This is a genomic window from Neobacillus niacini (assembly GCF_019749295.1).
GTDB lineage: Bacteria > Bacillota > Bacilli > Bacillales > Cytobacillaceae > Neobacillus > Neobacillus niacini_D.
The window spans coordinates 72587-88057 of sequence record NZ_JACWFG010000012.1; the positions used below are offsets into that span (position 1 = coordinate 72587).

General features: G+C 39.3%; 14 protein-coding genes. 6 read left to right on the forward strand and 8 right to left on the reverse strand.

What is annotated here, in order from left to right; translation table 11 throughout:
* Positions 1 to 14 precede the first annotated feature (14 nt).
* Positions 15 to 542 carry a phosphatase PAP2 family protein gene (locus tag H0184_RS17215; RefSeq protein WP_221827264.1) on the forward strand — a complete coding sequence of 176 codons (528 nt, stop codon included), beginning with the start codon at positions 15 to 17 and terminating at the stop codon, positions 540 to 542.
* Positions 543 to 577: 35 nt separating this feature from the next.
* Positions 578 to 1720 carry a glycosyltransferase family 4 protein gene (locus H0184_RS17220; protein ID WP_221827265.1) on the forward strand — a complete coding sequence of 381 codons (1143 nt, stop codon included), beginning with the start codon at positions 578 to 580 and terminating at the stop codon, positions 1718 to 1720.
* A 209-nt stretch (positions 1721 to 1929) separates the two neighbouring features.
* On the opposite strand, the gene H0184_RS17225 is transcribed toward H0184_RS17220, so the two are convergent.
* Positions 1930 to 3264: an alkaline phosphatase gene (locus H0184_RS17225; protein WP_221827266.1), complete on the reverse strand. Its 1335-nt coding sequence runs from the start codon at positions 3262 to 3264 to the stop codon at positions 1930 to 1932.
* Between the two features lie 259 nt (positions 3265 to 3523).
* On the opposite strand from H0184_RS17225, the gene H0184_RS17230 reads away from it, so the two are divergent.
* From H0184_RS17230 to H0184_RS17240, 3 genes are all read left to right on the forward strand, one after another.
* Positions 3524 to 5029, forward strand: a complete 1506-nt coding sequence (locus tag H0184_RS17230; protein ID WP_221827267.1) for a sodium-dependent transporter — start codon at positions 3524 to 3526, stop codon at positions 5027 to 5029.
* Position 5030: 1 nt separating this feature from the next.
* On the forward strand, positions 5031 to 5150 hold the full coding sequence (locus tag H0184_RS17235; protein ID WP_221827268.1) for a methionine/alanine import family NSS transporter small subunit: 120 nt from the start codon (positions 5031 to 5033) through the stop codon (positions 5148 to 5150).
* Positions 5151 to 5382: 232 nt separating this feature from the next.
* Complete coding sequence (locus tag H0184_RS17240) at positions 5383 to 6159, forward strand: GNAT family N-acetyltransferase (protein WP_221827269.1); 777 nt, start codon at positions 5383 to 5385, stop codon at positions 6157 to 6159.
* Positions 6160 to 6187: 28 nt separating this feature from the next.
* Here the strand turns inward: H0184_RS17240 and H0184_RS17245 are convergent, their stop codons facing one another.
* From H0184_RS17245 to H0184_RS17265, 5 genes are all read right to left on the reverse strand, one after another.
* Positions 6188 to 6598, reverse strand: coding sequence for an acyl-CoA thioesterase (locus H0184_RS17245; RefSeq protein ID WP_221827270.1), 411 nt, complete (start codon positions 6596 to 6598; stop codon positions 6188 to 6190).
* Between the two features lie 159 nt (positions 6599 to 6757).
* Positions 6758 to 9136, reverse strand: coding sequence for a M14 family zinc carboxypeptidase (locus H0184_RS17250; protein ID WP_221827271.1), 2379 nt, complete (start codon positions 9134 to 9136; stop codon positions 6758 to 6760).
* Between the two features lie 217 nt (positions 9137 to 9353).
* Complete coding sequence (locus H0184_RS17255) at positions 9354 to 9944, reverse strand: hypothetical protein (RefSeq protein ID WP_221827272.1); 591 nt, start codon at positions 9942 to 9944, stop codon at positions 9354 to 9356.
* A 129-nt stretch (positions 9945 to 10073) separates the two neighbouring features.
* On the reverse strand, positions 10074 to 10733 hold the full coding sequence (locus H0184_RS17260; protein WP_260631643.1) for a response regulator transcription factor: 660 nt from the start codon (positions 10731 to 10733) through the stop codon (positions 10074 to 10076).
* A gap of 4 nt (positions 10734 to 10737) precedes the next feature.
* Positions 10738 to 12792: a sensor histidine kinase gene (locus tag H0184_RS17265; protein WP_221827273.1), complete on the reverse strand. Its 2055-nt coding sequence runs from the start codon at positions 12790 to 12792 to the stop codon at positions 10738 to 10740.
* A 794-nt stretch (positions 12793 to 13586) separates the two neighbouring features.
* On the opposite strand from H0184_RS17265, the gene H0184_RS17270 reads away from it, so the two are divergent.
* Positions 13587 to 14072 (forward strand): hypothetical protein, encoded by a 486-nt coding sequence (locus tag H0184_RS17270; protein WP_221827274.1) that lies wholly within the window; start codon positions 13587 to 13589, stop codon positions 14070 to 14072.
* A 79-nt stretch (positions 14073 to 14151) separates the two neighbouring features.
* On the opposite strand, the gene H0184_RS17275 is transcribed toward H0184_RS17270, so the two are convergent.
* Positions 14152 to 14457: an antibiotic biosynthesis monooxygenase family protein gene (locus H0184_RS17275; protein WP_221827275.1), complete on the reverse strand. Its 306-nt coding sequence runs from the start codon at positions 14455 to 14457 to the stop codon at positions 14152 to 14154.
* Between the two features lie 51 nt (positions 14458 to 14508).
* A complete protein-coding gene (locus H0184_RS17280; protein WP_221827276.1) occupies positions 14509 to 15456 on the reverse strand; it encodes a siderophore ABC transporter substrate-binding protein in 948 nt (315 codons plus the stop codon).
* Between the last annotated feature and the right edge of the window lie 15 nt (positions 15457 to 15471).

The following is a 15471-nucleotide window of genomic DNA, read 5'->3' on the forward strand; positions in this document are numbered from 1 at the left end:
AGGGAGACACAGTCATGATGAGAAAAATCCAGTCCTTATATCAATTCGAATGCAGAGTCTTTCAAGAGATTAATAGCCATTTTGATAAAAGGATTTTGAATCTCTTTTTCCGTACAATCACTCAAATTGGCGGTGCTCTCTTTATAAGTGCCACTACCCTATTACTCATCATCTTAACATCGAATCAAACTCGACTTACAGCGATTTCAAGCGCTTTTGCCCTTGCTTTGAGTCATATACCTGTTCAACTGGTTAAAAAGCTTTTCCCGCGAAAAAGGCCCTATTTACAAATTGAAACAACAAAAATTCTGCCTAATCCTTTAAAAGATCATTCTTTTCCATCTGGTCATACAACAGCTGTTTTCTCAGTTATTGTTCCATTTTTAATTCAAATTCCTCCTTTAGCTGCTATTCTCCTTCCTATAGGGCTTAGTGTAGCTATATCGAGAATCTATCTAGGGCTTCATTATCCTTCAGACGTTATTGCAGGAGGGATTCTTGGAGCATGCTTCGGAAGTCTTTGTTTTTATTTGTTGTCCTAGGATTGGATTCGGAACTTTTCCAAAAGGGGGCTAATATGAAAATTGCTATTTTCACGGATACCTTTTATCCAGAAGTAAATGGGGTTGCAAATACGCTAAAAAATTTTACTCATTATCTTGAGAGCCAACAGATTTCCTATAAAGTTTTTGCACCTCTTGCACTTTCAAATGAATATGTTTCAGATCATATACACCGATTTAAAAGTCTATCCTTTTTCCTCTATCCTGAATGCAGATTGGCCATACCTAATATATTGCAGCTAAAAACTGAAATAGAGCAATTCTCTCCAGATTTGATTCATGTCGCAACTCCGTTCACGGTAGGTCTTTCTGGAGTCTATTTTGCAAAAAAGTTTAATATCCCCCTAGTCGGCTCCTATCACACCGATTTCAACGACTATTTACAATTTTATGACCTTCAATTTCTTGCTAAACCACTATGGAAATATATGAAATGGTTTCATCGTTCATTTGAAAAACTTTTTGTACCTTCAATTGACACGCTAGAAAAACTAAATAGCCGTGGCTTCAGCAACCTGGAAATCTGGCCAAGAGGTGTTGATTGCCAAGCCTACCATCCCTATTACGAGAAAGAAATGATTCGTAATCGATATAGCATTTCTGAAAAATTCATTCTTACTTATGTTGGCAGATTAGCGCCAGAAAAGGATTTAAAAACGCTCATGAAAGTCGCTGCGTCATTACCTCCTGAAATAAATGAACAAGTACACTGGCTCATTGCAGGCGATGGTCCGCTGCTTGAAGAACTCAAAATGACTGCACTACCAAATATGACTTTTACTGGCTATATGAAAGGCGTTGAATTGGCTGAAATCTATTCAACTTCAGACCTATTTGTCTTTCCATCTCCCACTGAAACCTTCGGAAATGTTGTTCTCGAGGCACTTGCAAGCGGAACCCCTGTGATAGGGGCGAATGCCGGCGGTGTAAAAAATATAATTTCAACCGGAACTATAGGATATTTGTGTGAGCCAGGGAATGCAGCGGATTTTACCAAAAGTATTCATCACTTGTTAGACAATGAACCTTTACGACTTCAAATGGCTGGAAATGCAAGGAAGTATGCTCTTACACAAAAATGGGATCAAATATTTGAAGAAGTAATCCACCAATATTCTAGTGTTATTAATAAACCTGCAAAAAAAATATATGCTTGAAGCATTGAAGAATTGGACCTCAATAAAATAAAAATCCTGAGCCCTTTTTATTAGGCTCAGGTTTTACTTGTGTCATGGAAGTTCAGGCTTCGTAAAAATCGGCGGCTCTCCGCCTGAGGTGGAAAGTGTCCACAAGCGGTGAACACCCTTTAGGTGTCACCTTGGTGCCTGTCACCACCCTCTAGGTGGTGACAGGCACCAAAAAGATGTTATTTAAGGATGTCAAAGATGATTTTTGCGTGGTCGGTGTTGTCGATTTGTCCTCTGAACCGCTCGCTTCCTGGTCCGTAGGCATATACGTTTACGTCTTCGCCTGTGTGTCCCTTTGTTGTCCAGCCTGTGAAGGAACGAGTATTGATGATTTCTTCTATAGCATTGTCGATGTTTCTTGCTTTGTGGGTCCTTGCTGCACGCTGAACGGAATTAATTTCATTTCTTGTTAAAGGAAATTCGATATATTTTGTTAAGGCTTCCTTGACATCGGCACCATTAACGATTTTAGCCGCTATATAATCTGGTGTGCGCTTCACTGCTTTAATCACAGAACTAAACCAATTATATTGCCCCTGTGCACCAATCGTGTACCCACCCGTGGAATGATCAGCTGTTGCAATCACTAATGTATGTCCGTCCTTTTTTGCAAAATCAATAGCAGCTTTAAAGGCTTCCTCGAAGTCCTCCATTTCACTCATGACCCCAACGATATCATTGTCATGGCCTGCCCAGTCAATTTGACTTCCTTCTATCATTAGAAAAAATCCATTATCATTTTTACTAAGTCTTTCAATAGCTGAACCTGCCATTTCCGCCAAAGAAGGAACGCCCTTTGGCCGATCAATCATTTTCGGGAGACCCCTCCTTGCAAATAGTCCCAACACCTGGGGACTATGATCGTTTTGAAGCTCTTCCAGGTTTCTTACATAGCTGTAGCCGTCTTTTACAAAATCCTCTACTAAATTCCTATCACTACGGATAAACCATTCTGATCCACCGCCCAATAGGACATCTATCTTATGGTGGCCGTTTACTAAATCCTGATAATAATCATCCGCTATAGCACTCATACTTTTTCTCTGGACAACATGAGCACCAAATGCTGCAGGAGTACCATGGGTAATTTGTGCAGTCGCAACAAGTCCTGCAGCTTTCCCTTTTTCCTTAGCGGCTTCAAGGACTGATTTCAATTTGGAGTGATCATTCCCAATCCCAATCGCTCCGTTATAGGTTTTTACACCCGTTGCCATTGCTGTTGCCGAGGCTGCAGAGTCTGTTACATTATAATTTGGATCATTCGGAAAGGTTGTCTGCTGACCAACTAGGTATGGCCCAAACTCCGTTGATTCTAATTCTAAAGTGTCTGGATTGTCTTTAAAGTAACGGTAACCCGATGTGAAGGAAACCCCCATACCATCACCAATTAAAAAAATAATATTTCTTATTTCCCCCTTTTGCTCCATACCATTCGCATTACAAGTCTCTTGATAGCCCAATAATAGTAAGGCGCTAAATGTGATTAGGGCCATCCTTTTTCTCAAAAACCTCATAAATCATTCCCCCTTATAAAGCATCATTTAAATGTAGTTATTATTGTTTGACAGAGAAAATATTATCCATTTTTTACAAATCCCTCACCTCAAAACATCTTATCTTCTCCTCCATTTTGCATACGAGAAGAAAAATGCCTTATTTCGACAAATAATTGTTTGACATTTCAAAAAGTAGCAGGTATATTAATATAACAAAATAGTTATCTGAATTTTTACAAAAAATAGAAAAGATAGAATTACACAGGGGGTTTATACCATGGAAAATCGTCAACAATGGGGCTCAAGATATGGCTTTATTATGGCTGCAGTTGGATCTGCAGTTGGATTAGGAAATATCTGGAGGTTTCCAGCAGTAGCATATGAAAATGGAGGGGGAGCATTTTTCTTACCTTACTTATTCGCTATTTTAACAGCAGGAATTCCAATTTTAATTCTAGAATTCACTCTAGGGCAGAAATACAGAGGTTCAGCACCGCTCTCACTATTCCGTTTAAATAAAAAAGCTGAATGGCTTGGGTGGTGGCAGCTATTAATCTCTTTTGTAATCTGTACGTATTATGCTGTCATTGTTGCTTGGGCAGTAAAATACGCTATATACTCTTTTGGTACTCAATGGGGGTCAGATCCTAGCAGTTTCTTATTTGGAGATGTTTTAAAGCTAGCTGAAAAACCAGGCCAAATCGGCGGATTAGTGCCAGGAGTTGTAGTTCCATTACTATTCATATGGGCAGTGACTATTTTCGTCCTATATCGTGGTGTTTCAAAAGGAATTGAAAAGCTAAATAAGATTTTCCTTCCTACATTAGTCGTTATGTTTTTAATTATCGTTATTCGTGCCGTTACATTAGAAGGTGCCGTTCAAGGTTTGGATGCCTTTTTTAAACCTAACTGGGATATGATTTTCAATGGCAAGGTATGGATTGCCGCTTATGGACAAATTTTCTTCTCCTTATCTATTGGATTTGCCATAATGATTACGTACTCTAGTTATCTGCCAAAAAAATCAGATATTAATAATAATGCATTCATAACTGCCTTTGCTAACTCTGGATTTGAATTACTTGCAGGTATTGGAGTTTTTGCTGCTCTTGGCTTTATGGCAAACCAGCAGGGTGTAGCAGTTAACGAAGTAGTAAGCAGCGGAATTGGACTAGCGTTTGTTGTCTTCCCTAGTATTATTAACGAATTCCCAGGAATGAATGGATTCTTTGGTGCATTGTTCTTCTTATCACTTGTTTTTGCTGGTATGACATCATTGATTTCAATTGTTGAAACGTTTGTAGCTGGTATTCAAGAGAAATTTAATGTAACGCGTACAAAAGCGGTATTAACAAGTGGTTTAGCCGCTACTGTTATCTCCTTGCTATTTGCAACAAATGGAGGATTATACTTCCTAGATGTTGTGGATTATTTCATCAATAATTTCGGTGTAGTAACAGCCGGTTTAGTAGAAGTAGTATTAATTGCATGGTTCTTTAAAGGACTTGGCGGCATACAGTCACATACAAATGCCATCTCAGACCTGCGAGTTGGGGCTTGGTGGAAGATTTGCTTAAGCATTGTAACACCAATTGTTTTAGGTTATATGATGTTTGACAACATCCGGCAAAATCTAAAAGAAAACTATGAAGGCTATCCTACAGACCTAATCCTATACGCAGGTATACTAGTAGTTGTGGTAAGTATTGTTGGAGGAATCCTCCTATCACTAAAAAAATGGAAAGCCAACGTAAATACAGATCCGAATAAGGAGGTTGCTTAACATGTCGGCAAGTGCACTTACAATGATGATTGTCGGAATGGTCATACTCTGGGGAGGTTTAGCAGCCAGCATCTTCAACGTAGTAAGAGTTTCAAAAAAATCGTCAAAAAAACCACTATAAATCAAAAAGGATTGGGACCAAATCTGGTACCCAATCCTTTTTTTGATTGTAGTGTCCGCCCCAGGTGGACACTGTCCACGAGCGGTGCCTGTCACCGTAGTTTTCCCCACACATTGTATTTTTTTGGATATAATCCTGTACTATCATTTCTAAATATTTTAAAAAGTCAAAATAAAACTGCTACTAACTAGGAAAAAATTATTATATGATTAATCTTTAAAGGAGGATTTTTATGGACAGAGACAAGATTTTAAATCTCTATAATCAACACATACGGATTGAAATGACTGAGCCAGATGCGCTTATGGAAGTGACCGATTCTATTGTTAGGAAGGTTTCGTTAACAACTGAACACGGATTTATCTCTTATTCGAAAATGGATGAAAGTAATGCTGACCATATCATAGAGCAGCAAATTGCTTATTATAAAAACGTAAAGCAACAATTCGAGTGGAAGGTTTTTGATTATGACCAACCTGTAGATTTAAAGGAGAAATTACGAAAAAAAGGATTTACACTAGAAGAATCCGAGGCACTCATGATTTCTGATTTAACAGAAGCAAATCAGCTCCTTCACACTCGGGTTCTTCCAGAAGTAAGAAAAATTAAGACGGAACAAGAAATCTGGGAGATTATTAAACTAGAGGATGGGGTTTGGAACGAAAATCATCAGGATTTAGGCGATCGTCTTATTCGTGATTTTAATGACAATTCCGCTAACCTCTCCCTCTATGGTGCCTTCGTTGATGGAAAAATAGTTAGTGCAGCTTGGATGTACCTTCATGAAGGCACACCATTTTCTAGTCTTTGGGGAGGTTCAACCCTAGCTGATTACCGTAAGAAAGGCTTTTATAGTTCTCTCCTAGCAGTCCGTGCACGTGAGGCGGTTGAGTATGGTTATCCTTTACTGACGGTCGATGCCAGTCCTATGAGTAAGCCCATTCTTGAAAAACACGGGTTCCGCTGTTATGGTTATTCCACACCATGCATGTCACCAAAATTTGAATAAGTATTCAAAAATCCCTAGGAATGTGTTCCTAAGGATTTTTTATGGTGTTTACTAGATTAAAATTTATCACGGAAGGTTCATCCATAAGTTCGCGAATTTCATGCGGCACGGCAACTTTCGTTCTTTTTTCCCTGTCTATTGTCGCTAGAACAACCTTAGCAGAAACTACTTGTTCATCACGCTGATTCATCACTGTCTGCTTAAGTGTGTAGCTAGTATTTCCTATCACTTTGAGTGCTGTTCGAATCCGAAGCTGGTCCTGATGGAAGATTTCTTTTTTAAAATCGGCACTGATATGTACTAAAACAGATTCTACACCTAGTGAAACACTATATTTATACCACTCTAAGCGGGCGTCATCTAAATATTCATATAGCTTTACATTATTAACATGATAATAATTCGATTGAGCTGTAATTTCTATTTCAGTAAAGGCCATTCATCTATCTCCTCACAACTTGATATTGTAATATGTAATTTCTCCTCGTATTGTTGAAATACCTGCATAAAAAATAAAACCTGATTCAATGCTGCATCAAGATACAAAAAACGCTTGGATCCATCCATTCCAAGCGTCTTTGTGTCTTAAACCATTCTATTATTTTTCAAATATGGCATTGGATAGGAGTCTAAACAAATAGTCGGTGTGGTCTCGGAATCCTGCCTCTAAACCTATTAGGGTTACGTCTTTATTGTCCTCTTTTACGATAACAGGTTGACCCTTGGCTTGAGGTTTACCGTTTCTCCAATGGCCAGCTACAAAGAAGTCATCTGAGTTTGCTAAAGTAGCAGCCACTTCATCATTTCCAGTAACCGTATACCAAGCTGGGCGGTAAACAAATCCAATGTCATCCTGATCATAACCTGCAGTTAATCCTGTTCCATCATAATTTACCTTCACAATACCATTACTGTTTGATCCAGCACTATTCGTCTTGTTATCAGTCAAACCCAGAGTTTCTGCTGCTCGGGATGCGCCAGCACCTATGGCAATGTATTTACCTCCATTGTCGACAAAGCTTGTTACATTGCTTTTAAAAGTTGAAAATTGGTCAGCATTTTGGAAACCAAATTCTTTGTTTGCAGCAGATAGGTTAGTAGAAATAAGACTTTCTGTCCCACTATACACAAATACATCGAAGCCTTGTAAACCATTTTCAGCAACTTCCACAGGCGTTACTTCTGTAACCTCAAAACCTAGTCTCTTCAAGGCAAGTTTTGTCCCGCTGTGAGACTGGACTTTCCCCATACCGCCATCCTTCAGAATTGCTACCTGCAGGCTTGATAATTCACTTACATCCTCTGGCACTGCTGCAGCTGATCCAATCTGTAAACCAGACTCTTTCACAGCAGTTGCTATTTTATTCGCAGCAGCGCTTGTATAAAAGTTACCCTCTCCATCGCGCGAAATAGCTACTCCTTGGTTGAGTAAGGTATTAACTAATTCAACTGCCTTTACAGAACTGTTTGGAATCACATATGGTCCTTTACCTGTAACAGCACCTTGAACGGTCACTTGATTTACCTGTTTGGCAGTAACGTTTACAGGACTGTGCGCCTCTACGGCTTCAAAGCCCCATAGCTTAGGCAGACTCCATGCGGAAATATCATACATAGCTGTTGTATCGTTAGAGATGTCTTCACCATCCCATAGCATGGTGTTTGCTAAACCAGCCTTGGCTTGGTCCATCTGAACAAGATACGTTCCCTTCGGATAAGTCTTACCATCAAAAGTAAATGCCTTTGTTGCTTCTTTCACCTCAATATCATTCTTTAGTAAATGATTAACAGCTTTGTTTGTTACCGTAGGGTCCTTTTCATCCACTGGCAAAATATAAGCATTCGGGAAGAATCCTTCCTTGTGGGTAGGATGATCAAAGTTAATACCGCGTTTAAACATCTCGATTTGGTCTTTAATCATTTCTTGTTTATTTTCAGTGGCAAAATTCAATGCTCCCATGATTGCATTATACATCCAGCGTACCCCGTCCAAGTCATTGGTTGGAGCCTCTAACGTGTGGCCGTAAGCTCCATGGTACATTGCATACATTGGAGTAAAAATTGGCGGATAATCATCCCATCCAGCAGCATCATCACGCTGTGGCACGTATACTCCCTCCATACTTTTATACAAATTGCCTGAAAAGCTTTCCTTGTCACCCATAATCTCCGCTTCCATGGCTTTTGCCTGATCTACTGCCCACTTATTATAGAGATCATATTCATAGTTAGGATTATGCGGCGGCGTACATGGTTCAATTAATCCCTGCAGATTAGGCCCATAATTCTTTACATAGCCATGGGTATCAAGGAATACCATTGGATTCCACTCTTTAATTAATTCAACCGTTTCTTGAGTTTCAGGCTGGGATTGAGTGATAAAATCTCGATTTATATCAACGCCTTCTCCATTAAAACGAGTAGCATCCACACGGCCATCAGGGTTTTGCACGACATTAAATATAAGAATATTATTTTCTAAAATGTTTTTGGTTTCTGTGTCATTCTGAGTTGCAAAGCGTTCGATAAGCTGTATTACAGCGTCACTGCCTACAAACTCAGTTCCATGGATTGAGCCATTAATCATAATCGGGACTTTAAAGTCTGGATTTGCTGCAATCCACTCTTGTGCCTTTCCAGGATTCTTAAACATTTGTTTTCTAAGAGACTGGAATTTTCCAAACTTCCCTTGTGTTGTTGGATCTGCAATGGTTACTACATAAAGAGGATACCCATCAGCAGATGTCCCACGGACTTCCACTTTTACTCGATTGGATTGTTTTTCAATAGCTGTTAATTTCGAACCTATTTGAGAGAATTTCATAAAGTCATAGTTTTCGCTATTGAACTTGCTGCCATCCTGCTCCTCGACCACATTAACATTCGTCCACTTTGGGCCTTCAGCAAATCCTGTTGAAAACGGGACCGCGGTAAGTAAACTCACCGCTAAAAGACCGGCAATCTTTTTCTTCTTCATAAAGAACCTCCACACTAATATGTATTTTTATAAAACTATATGTATTTTTATAATGTAGAATTATTTTAATATTATATATATTAAAATACCATCCAACCTTTTTCCTAAAAAAAACAAAATAAACACAGGAAGAAAGTTACAAATCTATTCCTCTCACTAATCTCAACTAGGAAAAACCTCCAATAAAAAGAGCATCCTACTTTGAGGATGCCTAACATTATAGAACCGTTTTTTCGACTGTTATATTTTCAACTAGCGCATTTTCCCGTGATTTCTTTAATACTTCCACCCCAAACCACATGAAGGGAATACCCCAGGCAAGTACTGAGAAACCGCCAACCACTGGAATAAAGTTCAGAATCGGCGCAATTATAATCAAAATAGCAGGCACTTTAGAAAATACTTTCGTCCTTAACACAGCAATTCCTAGCAGGATCATAGATAACATAACTGACAGCATCATCAACGGACTTGCAATTAGAATTGGTAATGGCGGCATATCCATTTGTAATACTTTAGGGTCATAGACCGCAAACACTAAGGTGGCAAACACCATTCCCATTAGAATAAAGCTTCCAAAGGCATATAGGATAAACGCGGTGAATCCTAATTTTCCAAACTCTTTTTGAGCTGAGAAATACAATCCGAAAATACCTAATCCCATAAATAACGTTCCAAGAACTCCTGCTGTTAATTCTTGCGGGCTATTCATCCCCCATACTAATGCCAGCGGGCACATAAGAGCGCGAAAAAATCCCCCAATGATACTAAAATTAGCTAACAGACGAATCACCTTGTTTAAATCCATAATGATCAACATCCTTTCGATTTATTAACCTAACTGTATCAATCCCGGCGTCCCGGGGTCATGTGACCACTGTCCCGCCAAGGCCGGGAAGTTTCTTCATAAAAAAAGAACCCTTAAAAAAGGGCTCCTTTAGGATTTATCGTTATCTTTATCTTTACCTAATCCAGCTTCTCTCGCCATGATAATCGCTTGGGCACGGTCGCTGGCATGTAATTTACTTAAGATGTTGGAAACATGGTTTCGAACCGTTTTTTGGTTTAATCCTAATCCACTGGCTATATCTGCATTATTTTCTCCTCGGGCAATGTGGTCTAACACTTCTCGCTCTCTTTCTGTTAATTGCGGGAAAACATCCACCTGTGCTTGCTTTGACCTTGCTTCAAAATAGTACATCATTCTTCTTGCAATCGATGGACTGAAGATAGCTTCCCCATCCCCTACAGCCTGGATAGCTCGAATGATTTCATTTCGATTGGCCTCTTTTAAAAGGTATCCCCTTGCTCCTGCCCTCATCGCTGCAAACACAGAACTGTCATCGTCGTACATGGTTAATATCAAAATGCCAATATTGGGCTGTTTTTGGATAATCCGTTTGGCGGCCTCGATACCACTCATTTTTGGCAAGCTAAGGTCCATGAGAACAATGGTGGGTTTCAGCTGTTCCGCCAATTGAACTGCTTCTTCACCTGTTCCCGCTTCCGCCACTATCTCAACATCCTCCACACTTTCCAGCATTCTAGCTAATCCATCTCGAAACAACGGATGATCTTCTACTAGTAAAACTCGCATTCATTTAATCTCCTTCCATCCACAAGGGCAAACGCACTTCTACCGCCAAACCTTTTTCATGATCATTTTTGATTAAAAATTGGCCATCCACTTCCAATGCACGTTCTCTCATTGAATGGAGACCTATTCCATTTTCCCGATTGTCTGGAAGACCCACGCCATTATCTATTATTCTGATCAGTAAGTATGAATCCTCTAACCTAAGAGACACTTTACACGTAGATCCCTTTGAGTGCTTACCAGCATTCGTGACTGCTTCCTGAACAATCCGATAGGCAGCCACTTCAATCGCAGCATGAAGAGGAAAGTCAATTTCCGATGCTTCCAACGTTACTTTTATAGAACTGCCATCATATTGCCGGCAAAGTTCATCTAATGCAAAAATCAACCCTAATTCGTCTAACGCAGGCGGACGTAAATTGTAGACCAACTGCCGAATCCCAGTGATTGCAGAGCGAATATCCTCCTGTAACTCAATTAATTTATTCTTTACCACTTGGTCTGCACCATTTTTATATACTAGAGTATCCATCCTTAATGAAATACTAGCGAGGCTAGCGCCTAACCCATCATGTAAATCACGACGAAGCCTTCTTCTTTCTTCCTCTCTAAAACTAACAAGTTTAATTCTTGAGCGTTTCAGCTCGCTTGAAATTCTTACTGTTTGTACGGCCATGGTTACCTGCCTAAGCAGGTCATTTAATAAATAGACTTTGTCATGCGGCAGTGTCTCCTGTAAGGAACGCGCACCTACCGTAAGGATACCAATTCGTTCTCCTTTTAGTGTTAATGGGATTTCTGACTTAACCTGCACCTCTTCACCGAACGTAGCAAATCGTTCCAATACTCCTTCAATTTCGATATCAATTGCAGCAAATGCCAGCTTTAATGCTTTCGCAACCTCTTCAACTACTGTATGAAGAACTAAGGAATTGGTCATCGTTAACTCTAGCCGTTGTGTAAGTGAGGATAATACTTTATAAGGATCCTCACGATCTCCGTAAACTAAGGTGTTAACAGAATGCTGTATTTTGGTACGTAAGGGTTGAAAAAAGGCAGCCACAATCCCAGTAGCCAGTAACGATACAAATATATTATTCTGGTCATTTAGCAAGAACCCGAGGGAGCCGACAATGAGTACATATACACCCATGACCGTTAGTGTTACAAATGAATATACGATTGTTCTGTTAAACACCACAGATAAATGTTTTTGACGTTGTTCTAATATAGCAATCCCGATGGAAAATGGCATAAATAAAAGCGCAAGATAATAAAAAAACCACATAAACAACTTCAAAAGACCATTATCTTTAAAGAATGACAAAAGTAACAGGGATAACACGGAAAGTATAAAACCACTTAAACTAACTGCGAACCAGCGTATCTGTCTTTTCAACTGCTTTGTTTGAGCACGGCGATAGCGGTAGATTTGTGAATAAATGGCCAGAGCATGCAGTGATACCCATATTCCCGACCGAATTGGCAGCGGCCATGTTGTAGGATCGATAACTGAACCTGGGAAAAAGTATATGCCTATATTCCCGGCCAACCCAATAATTGCTGGGAGCAACAGCCACTTCGGGCGAAATCGTCCATCCGGAAACAAAAAGAAGAAGAATAAATATAAATCACCTGCAAAGCTTTCTACATGAAAAATACTCTCTAAATGCGGAGCTTGTGAGATGATGGGCGTACTTATGCTCATAACCGTCCCTGTAGCAATGATCAGCATTGAGGTATACAAACAAATCCTGTCCCACATTCCATAAATATAAAGAAGACAGCCCACAGAAAAGAAGGATAAAAACTGAATGAGCAAAAGGACAACGAGAATCCCACTATAAAAAGACAAGGACATCCCATAGGATAGCAGCGTTTCTGCTTCCTGAGCACTTAAAAGAAATAGATCCTGACACTCATCACCGCTGCAAACACTTAGGAGATAGTCATAAACCTTAGTCTCCGAATAAATAAACAGTGCCGCTGATATTACCGTTATATACCACCAAGCTCCATGTGAGAACCAATAAAACAATCCATATAGACTCTTCTTCATATCCCATCCTCATTCTTATTAAATTGTCAATCATACGCCAGCCAATCTATATTATTTAGACAAATCCCATTAAATACCTTTTTACATAATAAAAAATGATCCCTGTTAAATCTGAATGTTGATTTCACTGTGTTTGGAAAATAAGCGGAGGTTTTCCGCTTATTGTATCTATATCCTTGGAATTGGTCTTATTTAAAGCAATTAAGCGGAATATCTCCGCTTAAATCTGCTTCTTAAGGTTCCTCTATAAACAATAGCCGGAAATTCTCCGCCTATGAATTCTCAACCCTACACGAAAATCAACAATGAATAAAAACAGAGCCTAAAAAAAGATCCTAAGGATACTTCCCTAGGAACCTTTGACTCTAGTTATTTTATGCGGCAGTTTTTGCATACCTTGATGGTTTGATTTGTTTCTGTTTTATGTGAATACAACAGCTTTATTCTTGTCCTCCCACACAAAGGACAAGTCCCGCGTCCTCTTGATGGCAGATAATTTATTGTTTTACCTCTGTTCCTCTTTGCCATTTCATCCATCCTACTCCATAAATATTCTTGTTACCTTATCTAATGACGGACTGGCATAAAGATTGTTAGGCATACATTTGTTTTTTATAAATTAGACAGCATTTGGTGACAGGCACCAAGGTGACACCTAAAAGGAGTTCACCACCCGTGGACACTGTCCATCTCAGGTGGATACCCATCATCTAGTTGATTGAAATTTTTGGAATTTTGTTCATACATAGTGGACTTCCAATGGTTCATATAATGGTCGATGGAGGTGGAGATTGATGGTTAAGCGATTGCTGGCTGTAGTTGTTTTTGGTTGTTTTCTTGTCCTTGCTGGATGTGGAGGGCCGGTTCAGGATGACATTTTGAATTATGTAAATAAGGAATTGAAGACTGCACAAGAACTGGAGGATAAGGCTGTTTCCGCTTATGAAGGAGTAGCAGGAGTTAATTATACAGATGATCCAACCATGCATGATGCTTTGGTTAATGAGGTGATACCAACTTATACTGACTTAATCGATGAGTTAGAGAGCGTAAATATTGAAAGTGATGAACTTAAGGAAATCCATGAGATATACCTCTCGGGGGCAAATCTTCAGCTAAGTGCCTTTGAAAAAATTAAGGAAGCGATCGAAAAACAAAGTTCAAGTATGATCGATGAGGCTAACCAATTATTAGAAGAAGGCCGTTTGAAAATTGAAGACTATAATAAAAAATTAGATGAATTAGCAAAAGAAAATAACGTAGAAATCGAAAAAAGATAAACAAAAGAGGCTGGCATGCAATGATCACAGTACAGCATGTGACCATTCATGTCAGCCTCTTTCATTTTCACTCAAGAATTTATCCTTTTACATAGTAAAGATCATGACTGGATTCAACAATATAATCAGGCTTTTCTGCCTTTGGCTTCGCTTTATGTCCGGCAATATGCTCTGGACTCTTCTCCCAATTTTTCCAATCCTCTTCAGATTCCCATTGAACCATAACCATAACTTCCTCTTCGCCGCGGCGGACCTTTTTCACTAGAATCTGTCTGCCAATGTATCCAGGCCGAGTTGCCAATAAACCACCGCGTTTTGAAAAGTTCTCGACTACCTGCTCACTAAAACCTTCTTTTACAACAATTCTTCTAACCTGATAAAACATTTCAAATTCCTCCCTAATAGGAAAGCCAGGCTGGAAACCTGGCTCGTAATTTTATAATGACGCTTCGATTTCTTCAGCCATAATTTTTACGGATTTCAATCCACCGCCGCTTAGGTACCAGGTGTCTGGATTTAAGTAAATGATTTTATTTTCTTTAAAGGCTGTTGTCTTTTTAACCAGCTCATTCTCAATTACTTTTTCTGCGCCAGCTTCGCCGCCTACTGCTGTGTTACGGTCAATCACAAACAATACGTCTGGATTTGTCTCCATTACATATTCCATGGTAATGCTTTGACCATGCGTTGATACTTCAATTTTCTCATCTGCTGCTCCAAAACCAAACACATCATGTATCACGCCAAAACGCGAGCTTGGACCATAGGCACTCACTTTTCCCTCATTAGCCAAAACAATTAACCCTTTTTTATCAAGTCCAGAAGCTTTTTTATTTACCTCTTCTACGGTTGCTTTAATCTCTTCTACGCTACTTGCTACTTCATCTTTCTTGTCAAAAATTTCACCAACAATATTCATATTTTTCTCAAATGATTCCATGTATTTTGTATAATCTAACTCCACATATACAGTTGGGGCGATTTCTGCGAACTGTTCGTATAGTTCCGCTTGGCGGGTACTAATGAAAATAACATCTGGCTGCATAGCATGAATCGCTTCAAAGTCAGGCTCTTTTAAGCTGCCAACATTTGTATAGCCTTCACCAGCATATTTTTCTAAATATGAAGGGACAGCTGTTTGTGGAACTCCCGTTACTTCTACATCTAATTCATCTAATGTGTCTAAAATTCCAAAGTCAAAAACAACAACTTTCTCTGGATTCTTCTCAATAACAGCTTCACCATACTTATGTTCAATCGTCAACTTCTCTGCCGCTGCCGTTTTAGTATCACTTGATTCTGTATTGGCCTCTTCCTTAGAACCGCATGCTGCTAATAATAAAAGCATTGAAACCATTAAAACTAAAAAGCTCCACTTTTTCATTCCTATATCTCTCCT

Coding starts and splice junctions, on each gene's coding strand:
- H0184_RS17240 (WP_221827269.1), top strand. CDS start 5,383: ATGGACAGAGACAAGATTTTAAATCTCTATAATCAACACATACGGATT.
- H0184_RS17220 (WP_221827265.1), top strand. CDS start 578: ATGAAAATTGCTATTTTCACGGATACCTTTTATCCAGAAGTAAATGGG.
- H0184_RS17265 (WP_221827273.1), bottom strand. CDS start 12,792: ATGAAGAAGAGTCTATATGGATTGTTTTATTGGTTCTCACATGGAGCT.
- H0184_RS17245 (WP_221827270.1), bottom strand. CDS start 6,598: ATGGCCTTTACTGAAATAGAAATTACAGCTCAATCGAATTATTATCAT.
- H0184_RS17280 (WP_221827276.1), bottom strand. CDS start 15,456: ATGAAAAAGTGGAGCTTTTTAGTTTTAATGGTTTCAATGCTTTTATTA.
- H0184_RS17270 (WP_221827274.1), top strand. CDS start 13,587: ATGGTTAAGCGATTGCTGGCTGTAGTTGTTTTTGGTTGTTTTCTTGTC.
- H0184_RS17275 (WP_221827275.1), bottom strand. CDS start 14,457: ATGTTTTATCAGGTTAGAAGAATTGTTGTAAAAGAAGGTTTTAGTGAG.
- H0184_RS17260 (WP_260631643.1), bottom strand. CDS start 10,733: ATGCGAGTTTTACTAGTAGAAGATCATCCGTTGTTTCGAGATGGATTA.
- H0184_RS17230 (WP_221827267.1), top strand. CDS start 3,524: ATGGAAAATCGTCAACAATGGGGCTCAAGATATGGCTTTATTATGGCT.
- H0184_RS17255 (WP_221827272.1), bottom strand. CDS start 9,944: ATGGATTTAAACAAGGTGATTCGTCTGTTAGCTAATTTTAGTATCATT.
- H0184_RS17225 (WP_221827266.1), bottom strand. CDS start 3,264: ATGAGGTTTTTGAGAAAAAGGATGGCCCTAATCACATTTAGCGCCTTA.
- H0184_RS17250 (WP_221827271.1), bottom strand. CDS start 9,136: ATGAAGAAGAAAAAGATTGCCGGTCTTTTAGCGGTGAGTTTACTTACC.
- H0184_RS17215 (WP_221827264.1), top strand. CDS start 15: ATGATGAGAAAAATCCAGTCCTTATATCAATTCGAATGCAGAGTCTTT.
- H0184_RS17235 (WP_221827268.1), top strand. CDS start 5,031: ATGTCGGCAAGTGCACTTACAATGATGATTGTCGGAATGGTCATACTC.